9 protein-coding genes are annotated in these 15,496 nt (G+C 66.4%); 1 reads left to right on the forward strand and 8 read right to left on the reverse strand.

Annotation, left to right across the window (positions count from 1 at the left end):
- From PV419_RS24285 to PV419_RS24305, 5 genes are all read right to left on the reverse strand, one after another.
- A partial coding sequence (locus PV419_RS24285) for an AMP-binding protein (RefSeq protein ID WP_319692185.1) occupies positions 1–579 on the reverse strand: 579 nt, incomplete at its 3' end.
- A gap of 18 nt (positions 580–597) precedes the next feature.
- A complete protein-coding gene (locus tag PV419_RS24290) occupies positions 598–1,983 on the reverse strand; it encodes a hypothetical protein (RefSeq protein ID WP_319692186.1) in 1,386 nt (461 codons plus the stop codon).
- Between the two features lie 15 nt (positions 1,984–1,998).
- The gene (locus PV419_RS24295; protein ID WP_319692187.1) at positions 1,999–2,232 is read right to left on the reverse strand and encodes an MbtH family protein; all 234 of its coding nucleotides are present in this window, start codon (positions 2,230–2,232) and stop codon (positions 1,999–2,001) included.
- A 366-nt stretch (positions 2,233–2,598) separates the two neighbouring features.
- Positions 2,599–3,018 (reverse strand): type II toxin-antitoxin system VapC family toxin, encoded by a 420-nt coding sequence (locus PV419_RS24300; RefSeq protein WP_319692189.1) that lies wholly within the window; start codon positions 3,016–3,018, stop codon positions 2,599–2,601.
- The gene (locus PV419_RS24305) at positions 3,015–3,245 is read right to left on the reverse strand and encodes a FitA-like ribbon-helix-helix domain-containing protein (protein WP_319692191.1); all 231 of its coding nucleotides are present in this window, start codon (positions 3,243–3,245) and stop codon (positions 3,015–3,017) included. The genes PV419_RS24300 and PV419_RS24305 overlap by 4 nt, the downstream gene beginning before the upstream one ends.
- A gap of 222 nt (positions 3,246–3,467) precedes the next feature.
- Between PV419_RS24305 and PV419_RS24310 the strand changes: the two genes are divergently transcribed.
- Positions 3,468–3,653: a hypothetical protein gene (locus PV419_RS24310; protein WP_319692193.1), complete on the forward strand. Its 186-nt coding sequence runs from the start codon at positions 3,468–3,470 to the stop codon at positions 3,651–3,653.
- A 702-nt stretch (positions 3,654–4,355) separates the two neighbouring features.
- Here the strand turns inward: PV419_RS24310 and PV419_RS24315 are convergent.
- From PV419_RS24315 to PV419_RS24325, 3 genes are all read right to left on the reverse strand, one after another.
- Entirely contained in the window at positions 4,356–4,946 is a 591-nt protein-coding gene (locus PV419_RS24315) for an Imm21 family immunity protein (RefSeq protein ID WP_319692551.1), read from the reverse strand.
- The gene (locus PV419_RS24320; RefSeq protein WP_319692195.1) at positions 4,886–11,665 is read right to left on the reverse strand and encodes a polymorphic toxin-type HINT domain-containing protein; all 6,780 of its coding nucleotides are present in this window, start codon (positions 11,663–11,665) and stop codon (positions 4,886–4,888) included. Before PV419_RS24320 ends, PV419_RS24315 begins: the two co-directional genes overlap by 61 nt.
- Positions 11,666–11,853: 188 nt before the next feature.
- A complete protein-coding gene (locus PV419_RS24325) occupies positions 11,854–15,456 on the reverse strand; it encodes a LamG-like jellyroll fold domain-containing protein (protein ID WP_319692196.1) in 3,603 nt (1,200 codons plus the stop codon).
- Positions 15,457–15,496: the final 40 nt, after the last annotated feature.

A 15,496-nucleotide genomic window follows, 5' to 3' on the forward strand; every position in this document is an offset into this window, starting at 1 on the left:
CGACGTCACCCCCAACCGCTCCACCTGCGCCGCCAGCAGACTCGCCAACCCCGCATGAGTAACCGCCACACCCTTGGGACGACCGGTGGACCCAGACGTATAAATGACATACGCGGTGTTGCCCACCGACACCGAACCCAGCCGGTCCGCATCCACCAGGGCAGCGGGATCCGCGTGCGCGACCGCCGCGGCGGTCCGCGGATCGTCGAGGCGCAGCACCGGCACCGCAAGCCGCGGCAGTTCACCCACCGTCGCCGTGTTCCCCAGCACCACGCGCGCACCGGAGTCCTCCACCATGAACCCGATCCGCTCAGCGGGATAGTCCGGGTCCACCGGAAGATACGCACCGCCGGCCTTCATCACCGCCAGCACCGCCACCACCCACTCCGGCGACCTCGGCAGCGCCACCCCCACCACCACCTCGGGCCCCACACCACGGCCCACCAACACCCGCGCCAACCGGTTCGCCCGCCCGTCCAGCTCCCCGTACGACACCGACTCCCCACCACACACCAACGCAACCGACCCAGACCGCACCGCCACCTGACGCTCGAACAGTTCGGACATCACTTCCTGCACTTTGAGCCCTCCCCCCGCTCAGACGTCGCGGCGGGGCGGCCGAGTGAACGGGGTGCGCTGGGAGAAGAAGTTCTGCCGCTCCTGCACGTCGGGGAAGTTCGACTGCGTGGCCTTGCCGGTCACGGCGAGCAGCAGCATGTCGGACGATTCCGGCCCGTCGAGGTAGTCGGCGAGCGGGCCGGCGGAGCTCGTCGGGTGGTTCCGCTTGGTGCAGCGCGCCAACGGGTCGGCCGTCGTCGCGTTGTCCCGCATCTTGCGGACGGTACGGACCGCGTCCGGGGCTCCCGTGAGCGACTTGGTCTCGTTGCCCCCGAGGTTGTTGCGCGGGAGATGGAGGTGCATATCGCGCCAGGCGAAGATGAAGACGCGCAGGTCGACGGCGTGCCGTCGCAGGCGCGGCAGGAGCGGGTGGTCGTTGCCGGACTCCTCCAGCTCCACGAGCGTCTGGGTGAACTGCTCGTACAGATCGGTGAAGAGGTGGAACCGCATGCCGACCGAGTGGCTGCCGCTGGTCAGCCCGAGGTTCTCCCGGATCTGGTGGTAGTCGTGAGTGCTCAGGTTGTCGACGATCGGCGGCAGGCACGCCTCGATCACGGCGTACAGCTCGGCCATGCCGTCCAGCATCTCGACGGCGGCGGAGATGCCGCCGTCGCGCGCGCTGCGGGTCGCGATCTCGATCCGGTCGTTCATCTCCCGTACCAGGAGCTCGGGTATCTGGTGGAGCGCCCGGAACTGCGTGAAGTAGGTATCGCCGGTCAGGTGGTGCTCATGGACCGCGTGCCGGAGGTACTCCGAGGCGAGCAGCAGGTCCGTAGCGACGCCGGGCGCGGGGTGTGCCGCCTTGGACAGGTTTGTGCTCCACACGCGGGCGTCGTGATTGGCGATACGGGCGCAGTGCAGGATGCCGTATCCGGGGTTTTCGAGCGAGGACTCGGCGATCGTTGTCTGCACGTCCAGCCCGTCTTCCGCGACTAACTGGGTGAGCGTCTTGTCGAAGCGCTGCAGCGCCGGGAGGAATTCGCCGTAACCCGGGGTCGCGTCGATGGGCCAGCGCGGTGCTTCGCCACTCCAGTCGCCGCTGACGCGAAGCGCGTCGTGGCTGAGGCGAACCAGCACGCGGTGAAAGCTGCGCACCCAGTGCAGGTTTGTCACGCACTGGTCGATGTCGTGGTTGGCCAGGTGGTTGCCGGCCCGGTCGAGGAGGTCGGCGAGGTTGTACAGCGCGATCTCGGCCGACTGGTAGAGGCCGACCAGCAGCGCCTCCTTGGTGGCCGGTTCGACCTGCATGGCCTCGCGCGCGGCCTCGATGGCGCCGAGGCTCTGCAGTGAATAGTAGTGTTCGGCGATGACGCCGCGCTCGTTGTGCGTCGGCGGCAGTTCAGTGGTGGTCTGCTCAGCGGACAAGGGATTCTCCTCGTATCAAGTGCGGCGCACCGCCACGTCGGCGGCCATGGACTCGCGCAGGCTCTTCGGCCGCAGATCGGTCCAGTTCTCCTCGACATGTCCCAGGCAGGTCTGACGGCTTTCCGGACCGAACGCGGTTTTCCAGCCCGCCGGAACTTCGGCGAAGGCAGGCCACAGAGAATGCTGTTCCTCGTCGTTCACCAGAACGAAGAATTGGCCGCCCTCGTCGTCAAATGGATTCGTGCTCACATCTACTCCTCCACCCGCCGCAAGCGCGTTTTGAATGATCACGGAAAGCCTAGCCAGGGGTGATAACCGATCGTTAACGTCGGCGATAACGCGCAGGGCCGGAGGTGGCTGTTCCTGCCGCGGGAGTGGGTCAGGGCTTCCGCGCCCGACACGAAGAAGAGGGTTGTGACCGTAGAGTCACAACCCTCTTGGATATGTACATGCAGAGTGTCCGAGGGGGAATTCGGACCGATGCCCCACGGCTCACGCCGGCACGGAGCCGCACGAGCCCGTGGACAAGACCATCTGGGCGGAGCTGGACTCCCGCCCCGCCTGACCGCCCGCGAGGCACCTCCGAGAGGACGGGAAAACCATGTGGCGGCTGCTTCAGCCGGAGGTCTCGAACGTCTCGATCTCGCAGCGTGCCACGCCGCTCTTGTCGATCCTGGCGTCGCTGGTGATCAACGGCAGTCCCAGACTCTCGGCCAGGGCGACATACTGTGCGTCGTAGGCGGAGAGGTTGCTCGACAAGCCCTTGACGCGCTCCCAGAGGATCAACGTCTCATGCCGGTCGAGCGCCAGATCGCGGTACGTTGCCACGGCCTTGCGGAGCTGCTTCTCGCTCAGCTTGGGCTCGCCGCCACGCCGGCCGCGCGCCAGGCCGAGCAATGCGGACATGATCTCGTAATCGATCAGGTGCGGTGCGGCGAGACGGTCCTCCTTGGCGACACGTTCGCGTACCCGGTGCCCGGTGGGACCCTCGTCGCTCAGGAAGAAGACGAGTGCCGAGCAGTCGACGACGATCAACGGCCCGCCCTCGCGTCGTCGATCGCGGCCAGCACGTCCGACGTACTCAGGCTCGCCCCGGCCTCGGCTTCCGCGCGGGTGGCGGCCTCGGCGAGGGTGGGCCTGGCGGCTTCAGAGACGAGGAGGTCGAGTGCGTAGGCCTGTAGCGACTTGCCCGCCTTCGCGGCGCGCGCCTTCAGCGTGGCAAGGGCATCGTCCGGCACATCGCGAATAGTCAGAGCAGTCATGCCTGCATTTTAGCAGCATTGCATGCGAAGTGCAGTTTCGTTCGCTCGCACTGCTGATGTCGGAGACTGTCAGTGGCTCTCAGTGCGCCGCACCCGAGGCGTGACGGCCCAGGCGTGCCCTCGCACCGGTCGCGGGCTCCACCGACCCCGTCGCATGCGTCGCCTTCGCCTGCAAGTTTCCCGCTCCGTGGCATCCTCGCCGGCCAGGGCTCGGTGCGCGCGATGATCGCCGCCATCGTCATCCGGCCCGAGACGGTGACCACGCTGCCCGGCATCCGCTTCGGACTCATCGACCATGCCCTCCTGTTGCTGGAAGGGACGCTCGGCACGGCGGACCCGAACGCGTGCGTCCTGCTCAAGCGGGACCCGGTCGCGCACCTCCGCAGCGAGGCGATCTCGCTGATCTAAGGGGACCGAAACGACGAACACCCGCGTCCGGCCGGGAGCCGGAGACGGGTGCCGATTCCGCCTGCCCTGGAAACTGACAGTGCGGGGGAAGGTTGTGTCCGAGGGGGGATTCGGACCGATGCCCCACGGATCACGCCCCTCACGACGGTGCTGGTGCTGGCGTAGCCGCGGGTTCGACACGTGAGGGGCGGTGCCCGGGCCACGGCCGGAGAGCGCGGCAGATGCGAAGCGTCTCCTCCCGGCCCCGCAGCGCGAGACCGCCGGCGCCGGCGGGAGAGGCACCGCGCTCAGGTGACCTCCATCAGCCGATGGCCGTCTCTCTATTCGGGCACCCACTCCGACGCCGGGAGAAACCCCCGGATCAGGCACCACTCCACACAGGACGCAACCGATCACGAGACCAGCCCGGCAGGCGCGATCAGGTACGGGTCATCGAACGCGGCGAACAGCGCCGCCGGGGTGTGGAAGACTTTCACTTACGAGGTGCCTTGCTTCGTGGAACTGATGAGGGCGTAGGAACTCCCATCATCCCAAATCAGCAGGCACCTCTTCTCATTTCGTCGTCCACAGACCGACTACCACGCGATGGATCGAGGATCAGTTGGGCGGCCCGAGGTCGACATCCTTTCAATCTCTTCGAGGGCCGTGGATTCAGCGAGTAGCCCCGCCGGAGAGCACCAGCGGGGCTACCGTGCTAATTGGTCACCCGCTTTTTTCAGGGCGGAACTGGTGGAGCCGTCCCGATACATCACTGCCGCGCGAGTAGTCAGCCGTGAAACATTCATAGCGCCCCGGAGGCAAGGAAAGATCCAGGGATTCCTCGCTCGTCAGCGAACCTCCAGAGGCCGCCGCATCAAACATGAGTACCGGTTCGCGCAGCTCGAACAGCGGCCCTTCCTGCCAATCGAGAGGACCTTCGATTGACTGCCGAGCAGCCGAAACTAGTGCGCTCTCGGACGGCGCGTACTGCCATTGCAGAACACACCGAAGATCCGGAATATACGTGGCGGGAAGAGGCTCGTCCGCGACGACGAGCCCCGTCTTTTCTCGTTCCGGTGCCCCAACTCTCACCAGACCGAGATACTCTTCCACTTCGCAGGTAGCGTCGAAGTCAGCCCCGTAACTGCCGAGCCAACCGGGTACGTGCGATACAGGAAGAACCACCAGCGGTCCCCCGGAGGATTCAATCCAGTGAAATCTCTCCCGCGGGCGGGGCCCCTCACGGTCTCCCGTCATTTCTTCCACCTCAATTCGTACAACGGCTTCATCACCGGTGCCAGTTGACGAGCCCATCCTGCCTGCTGCCTGCTGCAAGGCAGGCACTGTGGATAAAGGCGCTGCGGCGTTCCGTCAGGAACCCAGGAACTGATCGGCTGATGGTCGGGAACAAAGTTTCGCCCCTTGGAGAACGGATCAGTCGAACCACAGGTGTGGCAGCCAAACTTATACCCCAAATCATTGATCTGACGCCGCTCTTCGGCCGTGAATTTTTGAGACTTGCTGGCGGCAGGAATGGACTCCTGCGCAAAGTTGCCGATCGTGCAGACACCCTCAGGATCACTGCGGCCGCCCGCATTATGAACGAGTACCGGTGTGGCCCCCGCCAGCACATAGTACGTGTGCTCGCTCGCAACGGTGAGGTTGTAGACCGTGGCTTTCTGAGCCGCCCACCGTTTGACTGCCCCAACCTGAACACGGGTGCCCGCGCTGGTGCGCAGCCATTCCCCGGCCTTCAGGTCTGTGGCCTCGACCCACTCGCCCAGCTCCGGTACCCAGAAGGGATGCCCGTCCGTGGCCGTCACCGAGGCTGTCTTGCTGCTCTTCTCCCCGTCGATGTCGATGGTGACCTTGACAAGGTGCTTCAGCCCCTTGCCCTTGATCTCGGCGGTGACGGTCTGGGTTTTGGTCTCTCCGGTTTCAGGGTCAGTGGCCAGGACCTTGTCGCCGATATCGACGTCCTTGATGGCCTTGGTGGAACCGTCGGCCATCAGTACTTTGGTGTCGGGCGTGAAGCTGTTGCATTCGTCAGCCTCTTTTGCTGCTTTTTTCGCCTTGCGGGACAGGCGAATGTAATCGGCGCTTCTGTCGATCAGGTCGTCGCCGAGCCCCCACAGCCGCTTGCCAAGTGCGGCCGCCTTGTTCCACTGCCACGGCATCCCGTACTTCTTCACCAGCTTGGCGACGATGCCGCCGATTGCGCTCGTGATGATGTTGACCGCGGTGGCCCCGCAAGCTCCCAAGGAACCGGTGGTGAAGCAGTCCAGGGCATCGGTGATGCCGAGTTCGTCGGCGATGATGCCGGCGAGCTCCTTGGCCACAGCGACCGCCCGCTGCTTGGCCACATCTGCCTTCGTCTGAGCCTGACGGGCCTTGTAGCTGGCCGTCGACTCCTTCGGGGCCTGGACTCCGTAGTACGTGTAGTACGTCTTGGTGGCCTTGACGTTCCAGCCGCCGTTGCTCTTCAGGCTGCACTGCACGCCGGTGTAGATGCAGTCGTCCGGCTTGAGGCCGTCCGGGTCGGAGAAGGTGACCGGGTTGTTGTAGCTGTAGGCGTACCCGTTGATCTGCTGCGGGTCCGTGTAGTCGACGATCGGGTCGGCCGAGATGAAGCGGCCTGTCGATGCGTCGTATTCACGGGCGCCGAGGTTCACCAGGCCCGATGTCTCGTCGTTCGTGCCGCCGACGAAGCCCTTGTCGTCCACCCAGCTCGAGGTGTCGGAGGAGTCGGTGTCGCGGTCGTTGCCGAACGGGTCGAGGCGGCGGCGCTGGGTCTCGCCGGTGGTGGCGTCGATGGCCAGTTCGGACGTGCCGTGGCGGTCACCCGCCAGGAACGTGACACCGCCCGAGTCGCGCACCGCCACCGTCTGGTCGCCCAGCGAGTAGTAGCGGGTGGCGGTGACGGCCTTGCTGGACTTGTCGAGATGCAGCTCCATGCCGGGCAGGTAGAACGTCGTCTCCGCCGGCGATTTCTTCAGCAGGCGGCTGCCGCTCGCATCGTAGACGTATGACGATGCGCTGCCGTCGGCGTTGGTGACCTTGGTCAGGTCGTTGTTCTTGTCCCAGGTGAGGGTCTGGGTGTCTCCGTTCAGGACGCGGGTCTCGGTGTTGCCGGTGGCGTCGTAGGTGTACGTGTTCCGGGACTTGACCGCGGGCGTCGTGTCCGTGGCCGTGGTGTCGGTGACCTGGGTTGTCAGCTGGTGCGGGCCGTCGCCGTTCTCGCCGTAGGTGTACGTCTTGGTCGAGGTGGCGCTGCCGTCGATGCCGTGGTTGACCTCCGTCTTGCGGTTGCCGGTGGCGTCGTAGGTGTACGTGTTCCAGTACGGGGCCGTGCCGCCGACCGTCGACGCCGACGCGTCGGGCTTGCAGGCCGCGTCCGTGCCGCCGGTGCCCACCGCGCCGTCCGGGGTCTGCGAGGACGTCCAGTCCTCAGTCATCCGGCGCAGGCCGTCATAGGCGAAGCACTGCACGTCGCGAGTGCCGCCGGTGGGGTTGTCGACCATGGAGGTGACGTTGCCGCCATCGTCGTATGTGTAGTCGGCGTCGTATGCGTTCGAGGGGGCGTCTTCGACGCGGACCAGGGCGTTGGTGAGCTGCTTGGTGCCCTGCTCGTAGGAGTAGTTCAGCCACGTCTTCTTCGCGTCCGCCTCACCCGTGGACAGCTGGAGTTGTTCGAGCTGGTTGGTGGGCGAGTAAACGGCGTCGGAGACGTAACTGCCACCGCCCAGCGAGCTGTTGAGTGCGGTGGGGCGCTGCAGATTGTCGTACTGGTATGAGATGCCCTCGGCCGAAAGGCCGCCCGCCGCTGGGAAATTGGTCCCCTGGACGGTGCCGTCGTCGTTGTACTGGGTGTTGAACTCGTAGGTGCCGCCCAGTTCCGGCTCGGCCGTCTTGGACAGCGTGTACTTCGTCGAGGTCGGCTGGTAATCGTTCTTCTCGTCCAGGACCGGATAGATCACCGACGAGTACGCCGTGCCGTCCCTGTACGTGTACGAGCCGTACAACTCGCCCTTGGCGATGGTGTCGTACGTGGAGACCGACAGCTTCGTGCCCGTGTCAGCGGCGCCCTGCCAGGTCGACTTCACCCGGCTCAGCACGTCGTAGACGGTGGTCGTCGTGTTGTCCCGAGCATCGGTGACCGACGTCTGGCGGTCCAGGTCGTCGTAGCCGAACCTCGAGGTGCCGACGTCCGGATCGACGGCCTTGGTCTTGCGGCCCCGCTGGTCGTACTCGTACGTCCAGGTGTTGCCGTCGTTGTCGACGACCTTGTTCACCTTGCCGTCGGGCGTATACGCGTACTTCGTCGTTATGTAGTCCGCGGACGTGCCCGAGGGCAGCGGGGTGTCGCCCTTGTACTGGCGCAGTTCGACCGTACGGTCCCGGGCGTCTGTGATCGTGGTGGTCGGGGTCCGGCCGTTCGGCGGGTCCACGTGGACGCGGTCGCCGCCGTAGGTGTACGTGGTGCGGTTCTTCTCCTGCCCGGCGACCTTGAAGATCGTCGCGGTGGTGCGGCTGTCGCCGTCGTACTCGGTGACCGTCTGCGCGTCGATATCCGCGTTCAGCGGCACGAAGAGCGTCGAGGACGGGGCACCGGTTGTCCAGTAGGTGTCGTTGGTCTTGACCGTCCGGCCCGAGCCGTCGTAGTAGGTGTCCGCGATCAGACGGCCGCCGTCCTGGCCTTCCGTCTGCACCTGGCGGGGCCGGAGCAGGCCGTCGTACAGCGTGTACTCGCTGCCGTACGTCTTCCCGCCGTTCTCGATCTTCTCCGTCTTGACGTAGTTGGGTCCGGTGGTGCGGATGCCGTACGTGTATTTGATCGACGCGGAGAAATCGGACGCCTTCGGGCGGTCGGGCAACCAGACCGAGCTGAGGCGACCCAGGCCGTCGTAGGCCATGTCGGTGCGCCTGCCGTTGATGTCCACCTGGGCGGTCGTGGCGCCCCATTGGGGGGCGTACTTCGTCGTGGTGGTCCAGCCGAGCGTGTTCGTCTCGGTCTTGGCGGTCGCCAGACCGTACGTGTCGGTGTAGGTGATCGTCTTCGGGGTGCCCAGTGCGTCCTTGAGGGTGAGCGGACGGCCGTACTTGTCGTACGACGTCGTGGACACAGTCTGGTAGGTGCCGGCCGTGCCGTTGTGCGAGGCGAGGCGCTTGACCGTGGTCGCGTTGCCGACCGTGGGGGCCGCGCCGACCGTCGTGGTGTCGTCGTACAGGGTCACGTCGTCGGAGACGACGTCCTTGGTGCGGTCGGGCGTGGTGGCGCAGTCGACATCCACCACCTCCACCCGCGCGGTGAACGCATACAGGTGCTTGGAGGCGTTGTCCGCGTACTCGGTGCGCGTGCACTGGTTGTCAGCCACGTTCAGTTCGCCGTAGTCGGCGACCTGAGTCGCACGGCCGGTGGTGTCGTCGTATGTGGTCGTGGACGCGGTCTGCCGCCAGCCTCCGGCGGCGAGGGCCTCGTAGGTGTCGGTGCGCCAGGGTCTGATGAGCCGGGCGGTGCGGGTGCCCCAGTCCTCCGTCTGGGTCGCGGTGACCTTGTTCCATACCGTGTTGATCGACTTGGTGACGACGTCGTCGCCGTCGTAGGTGGTGGTCTCCAGTTCGAAGCCCGACTTCCAGTCGGAGTCGGTGTAGCTGGTGCCCGTGGAGTCGGTGACCGTGGAGGACTTGGTGCCGCCGTCGGGGTCGGTGTCGCCGTCCAGGCCCTGGAAGAAGACGTGTTCGGTCTTGGTGTTCGAGTCGCTGTTGGTGCCGTCGGAGGTCTCGACGCGGACCTTGCCGTAGCCGCGCCAGTCGCTCCAGGTCAGGTACTCGGACTTGGTGAAGCCGTCGGCCTTGGCTTTGCGCCAGCCCGCGTCACCGAGGTACGTGTACGAGGTGACCTGGTCGGGGCTGTTGCCCACAAGGTCGGTCTCCACGACCGAGGAGACGACGTACTTGTGGAACCAGTCCGTGATCGGGTCCTCTTCGCCTGGCGGATTCCACTTGACCGGGTAGCAGCGGACGGTGGACTTGCCCGCAGTGGGCAGGTTCGAGGAAGTGCACTGGGTGTCTTTGTAGTTGACGGACAGGACGCTGCCGGACTCGCTCTCCACCGCGGACATGCGGAAGCGGATGAACGGCTGGATGTTGTCACCGGCCACGTCGATACGGTTGGCGAGCTGCTTGCCGTGCAACTTCACCGACGGCACGGAGGTGTCGGTGCCGACCTTGCCGGTGTGGTCGATGGAGTTCAGCCACAGGGAGCTGGAGCCGTCACCGTTGTCGGTGAAGACGTGGCCGAGCGACCACACGTCGACGTCCTCGTACGTGGAGTCGCCGGTGCGGATCTGGGTGGTGATCTTGTCGAGCTGCTTGCGGGTCCAGAACGTGGGCGAGTTCTGCCCGGCGCACTTCGTGTCCACCTTGCAGTTGCGGTCCCACGGGACATCGGGCCAGTCGGCAGCCGTGGAGTCCGTCAGTGCGGAGGGCGAGCAGTCGGTCAGGTCGCCGATGCAGCGCTCGGAGGTGGTGAAGGTGACCCGGGCCGCCGGCTTGGTGTCGTAGACCTCACCCGCACGCTGGCCGTAGTCGACACGCTTGAGGTAGCCACCGCGGATGTACGGCTTTCCGTTCTCGTCGGTCTTCAGGCCCTGCGTGTAGTAGTTGGTCTCCTTGCCGTAGAAGTACGACATGGTGTTGCCGTGGATGTCGACGACGTAGTCGAGGTTCCAACGCCAGGCCTGGGTGCAGTAGGCGTCGGCAAACGTACCGTCGTAGCAGGGCTCGCCGGAATCGTCGCCGTAGACCGGGACGGTCCAGGTGGAGTCGGTCTCCTCGTCGCCGGAGGCGTAGCCGGTGAGCTGGTTGAGGCCGAAGTAGTACTGGGTGCCGTCGTTGGTGGTGACCTTCCAGTGCTCGCCGTTGTTGTCGCCGTTGATGGCGCCGGTGAGCTTTTCGACCTTGGAGAAGTCGTCGGAGCTGACGCGCCACTCACCGGTGGTGTCGTCCTTGATCAGCTCGCCGGAGGTGCCGCCGCCCAGCGAGATGGTGGCGTTGTCGCCACCCCAGCACTGATCGCCGTTGGTGTCGTCGTGGCCGTCGTCGGCGCACGGCTGGTAGCGGCGCTCGATGTAGCCGGGCTCGTAGCCGAAGCCCTGGCCGATCCAGGAGCCCTGGTTGTTGGTGGCCGCGGTCTGCCCGTCGATGGACTGCGAGCTGTAGTCGAGCGAGACCTCGGGGGCCAGGCTGCCCGGCACCGGCGGGGCCGTGATCGGGTACGACCAGTTGAAAGCGCCGGAGGCGTTGGACACGCTCCACTTCGAGGACGCGTTCAGCGAGGTGGCCGAGAAGTCGCCCTGGTCGCCGGAGGTGCCGGCGGTGGCGGCGAGCACGGTCACCGGCGCGGAGGCGTCGTCGGCCGCCGACACCTTGGCGGTGAGTGTCTGCTTGGTCGTGTCGTTGCTGCTGGCCAGGGGTTTGGGCGTGCTGCACGCCTTCTTCTGCGGGGTGGTCAGTACGCAGGCGGGGTATTGGACCAGGCTCAGCCGGGAGCCGTAGCTGCCGCCGTAGGCTCCCGCGAAGTCGCTGTAATCGAGGTCAAGTCGGACGGGTGCGGACGTCTCGGCGCCGTCACTGCGGGCCACCGTCATCAGCGGCCCGTCGATCCCGGCAGCCTTGGCCTTCTTGCGGTCCAGGACGGAGACGCGGACCGAGCCGGGACTCGTCTTGCCGGTGGCGGTGACTTTTACCGGAAGTCCGTCGGCCTGAGTGGCATTCTTCGTCTTCGCGGTCGGTGCGAGGGTGACGTCGTCGGATGCGGCCTTGGGCCACTTCCCGCCGTCGGCGGACTTGACCGCGGCCTTCGATGCCTGGTCGGTCTTGCCGTACTTCTTGGCCTTGGCGTTCTTGCCGCCGACCGGGTCGTCCAGGTTCTTCTGGGTAGCTGGTCTGGTCAGACCGCCGTCCTTGGCCGCCGCCACTGGGGCGTATTGCGGCAGCAGGCCGACGGTCAGGGCGATACCGACTCCGAGCACGGTGCTCCGAGCCGGTATTCGCCACCGTGACCGGAAAGGCGAACGCATGACAACTCCATTGGGAGGATGATTTTCGGGGTTGTTGATCCGGTGGATGGACTGCGAAGGGTCCGACGAAGAGGGGCGGGCGCCCCGCGCCCGGGTCCTGTGCCCTGTCGCGGCGGAGCACCCGCCCCTGCTTCATGCCGTCAGGTGACGGTTTCCTCGATGCTCGAACCCGCCGGCAGTACCGCCACCGTGGGCACGGTGGACGCGTCCAGCGCACCGCGGTACATGCGCAGTTCATCGACAGCCCCGTCGAAGTAGTCGGAGCCGGTCGATCCGGTCAGGGTCCGGCCGACCTGGAGCGAGGCGGAGGTGAAGTCCCACGCGTTGTCCCAGGGCGCCTGTGCGGCGAGCGTGCCGTTGACGTAGAGGAGCACGTCACCGAAGACCGCCGAGTACGCCAGGGCCAGGTGGTCGCCGTCACCCTCGCTGCTGGGCAGCACACCGGTGGCATCGGCCGTCGACGTGGTGGCGGTCGTGGCGTCCTTGTCCGTCACGGCCAGCTCCCAGCGGTCCGCGGAGGCGCGGTACCTCACCGTGACCGCACTGCCGCGGGCGCCCGCCAGGGACAGGACCGTCTGGTCCTTCGTCGATCCGGCGGTGGCCAGGCGCGCCCGTGCCGTGAGGGTGAAGCTGTCCTCCTTGGCCAGCAGGCCGGCCGCGCGCGTGGCGTAGGCGTCGCTGCCGTTGAGGACCATGTGCCCGTCACCCCAGAGCGGTTCGGCGGGTGGTACGCAATCCGGGTCGAGCACCGGGTCGCAGGAGTCGTCCGGCAGATAGATCGAGGCGGCGCCACCCAGCGTCAGCCCGGTCCCGCCCGCATCCTCCGGAGCGACACCGCTGGTCGCGGAGTCGACCTGCCAGTAGGCGAGCTGGCTGGCGGAGATGCCACCCAGGACCTCACCCTCAGCCTCGGGGATCACCCGGTCGTAGACCTTGACGTCCGCGATGCTGCCCTTGAAGTTGCTGGTGTAGCCGTCCAGGGACAGCTTGCGGCCGATCTGCAGGCCGCCGGTGGCGTCCCACTTCGTGCGGCGCTTCTGAATGTCCTCCTCGATCAGGTCGCCGTTGACGAACAGGCTCAGGGTGCCGAGCTCGTCGTCGTAGACGCCGATGAGGTGGGTCCAGCTGCCCGGCACGGCGGTCGCCCCGGACACCTTCCAACTGCCCATGGCTTCCAGGTCGTTCATGGGCGTGCGGAACGTCCACGACTCGGTGTCCACGTCATAGCCCAGCTCGAAGCCGGGTGCGCCGGTGCCGTCCTGACTGACGATCGTCACGTCGTCCGTGGGTCGCTCGGGGAGGTTCACCCAGGCGCTCACCGAGAACGTGCCGCTGGTGTCGACCGCGGGCTTGCCCGCATCGAGGTAGGCGTTCGCCGAACCGTCCAGGGTGGCGGCGGTGTCCGTCGGGCCGAGCGGGCCTTCGGCCCCGAAGGTCACGCCGGATCCCGGCGTCGCATCCGGGGAGCCGGTGGTGCCGACCGCGACCGCCGATCCCTTGGCGTCACCCAGCGTCCATCCGGCCGCGGGCGCACGGCCATCGCTGACCATGAAGACGTACGAGGTTGGCGTCTTCTGCGCGTTGCCCGCCCCGTCGACCGCTTTGGCCTCCACATACATCGGGCCCTCGTCCGGGGGCATCCACCGCACGGCCGCCGGACCGCCGGTGGACTCGGCATTTACATTCGTCCATGAGCCGCCCTTGAAACGGTACTTGTACGAAGCGACATCGGTGGACGGCGAATCAAAGGTAAAGCTGCCGTAGTCGCCGACGCCCGCATGCCAGGCGTCGTCGTTCGGATACTGGGCCGAGGTGATCGTCGGGGCCTTGGGCGCGGTGGCGTCGTAGATGAACTCACAGCGCGTGGCACCCCCGCCAAGACTCCATGGTCCCCAGGAGGTGCCGTCATAGCCACGTACCGCCCAGCCGATGGTCACGTTCTGCGGCACGGTGAAGCCTGCCTCTCCGTCACCGGCGACATCGGTCCCCGCAACGTAGGAGAAGGTGGCGATGCCGGTCTGCCCGCTCTTGGACCCGTCGACCGTGCTCTTGGCGGCCGTGGTCGCGTAGTGGTCGACCGTGGTGCTGCCCGAGGTCCAGAACACGTGGAACTGCGCTTGCAGAGTCTCGGAGTTGCTGCCCGTGTCCCCGTGATCCAGGTCCTTGACCGACGCGATCAGCTTCGGCTTCTCTGCCACGTAGTGCTCAGCAGCGTTGCCGTACTCGCACGAACCGCCCGGCGTCATCTTCAGGTCGTCCATGTCGGGCTGCAACGGTGGCCGGTTGTACGTGACCTCAAGGTGCGCGTTGCCGCAGAACCGCTTCCAGTACGAGTAGTCGCCCTCGTCACCCGCCTTGAGGCGGAACGTTGTGGTGTCCCAACCGCTGTCCGCGGCCTTCTGCACCGTGCCCTTCACGTTGAAGCGCACGTTCTGGTTCGTGGACGTGCAGGAACCCGCCGGATTGGTGGGCGACTGCGAGGTGATCGCGTCCTTGAGGGAGGGTTGGTTCTTCCAGGTCGTGCCAGAGTTGATCGCGCTGGCACCGGAGGAGTTGACTCGGCCCAGCTGTACTTCCTTCGCGGAGTCGCTGTAGGTGTGCACCATCGTCACCGCGAACTCGGCTTCGACGATGTCCTTGTCCTCGAACGAACCGGTCGGGATCGCGAAGAACTGCCGCTTCACGTCATCGGAGCTGGCACACGTGTACGAGACGTCATTGGGGCAACGGCCCACGCCCTCGTGGTCGTCGAACTTCCAGAACGACGCACCCGAGTAATGGGAGGACACCATGGTCCAGCCGGTGCGGTTCGCCGTCTTGTACACCGGGTCGATGTAGACCGGGTAGACGGTGTCCTCGCCCTTGAGCAGGTCGGCGTCGGGGGTGAGCGTCACCGTGTCCGCGGAGGCGCTGACCGCGACATCAGCGACCTGAGCGCCGTCGGGCGGCGTGGCCGCGTCGCCCGCGCCCGGATCGACGCTCGCGGAGGCCGACGCCATCCGGCTCGGCGAGGCGGTCGCTTCGCCACTGCTGACTGTATGGCTGGAGTCCCACATCGTCGGCTGCGGCGCCTCAAAGACCGTGCTGCCGCCACCGTTGGTCTTTGCTGCCAAGCCGCCGTCGTCGGTCTCGACCAGCTTCACTGATCCGGTGTCCACCGGGAGTTCGAGTTTGGCCAGTGCCGGATTGGCCGCGGCCTTCGCGTTCTTGACGACCAGGACGTGCGAGAACCCCTCGGCGCTTGCCGTGATCTTCAGGTCCACGCCGTCGAGCACGTTCGCGTACGTGGCCGTGGCCCCGTCCACCTTGGGCTTGGGCAGCTTGTGCGGCCAGGCCAGGGAGAGCGAACGCCCGTCTTTCTCCATCTCGGCGAAGGTGGTGCCCCCGCCGCCGGAGAACGACATCGCCGTCAGCGCGGCCTTCGGCGCGTACGTCCCGTTCGGCTGCTTGACGAGCGTAGTGTCGATGTCCGCCCACTTGCCGCCCGCCCTGGTACGGATCGGCTGGACGTACTCGGTGGTGGTGAAGGTGCCGTCCGGGTTGGCGGTCGTGGTGCTGCGCTCGTCCCGTAGGGCCAGCACTTCCACCTTCTTGCCCAACTTGGCCGCCTTGGACTGGGCATCCGCTGTGCTGGCGGCCGTCAGCGGCCCCGTGTCCGCGGCGGCGGCAGGCTGGTCCCCGCCGAGGTTCGGCAGGACACCGAGTCCGCAGGCCAGGAGCGCGGTGAGCGTTGTCGTGATCACCACCGTCCGTCGCTTGGCACGGGCGCCCGGTCTGTGCCGG

Origin of the sequence: Streptomyces sp. ME19-01-6 (genome assembly GCF_033793745.1) — a bacterium.
Taxonomy (GTDB): Bacteria; Actinomycetota; Actinomycetes; order Streptomycetales; family Streptomycetaceae; genus Streptomyces.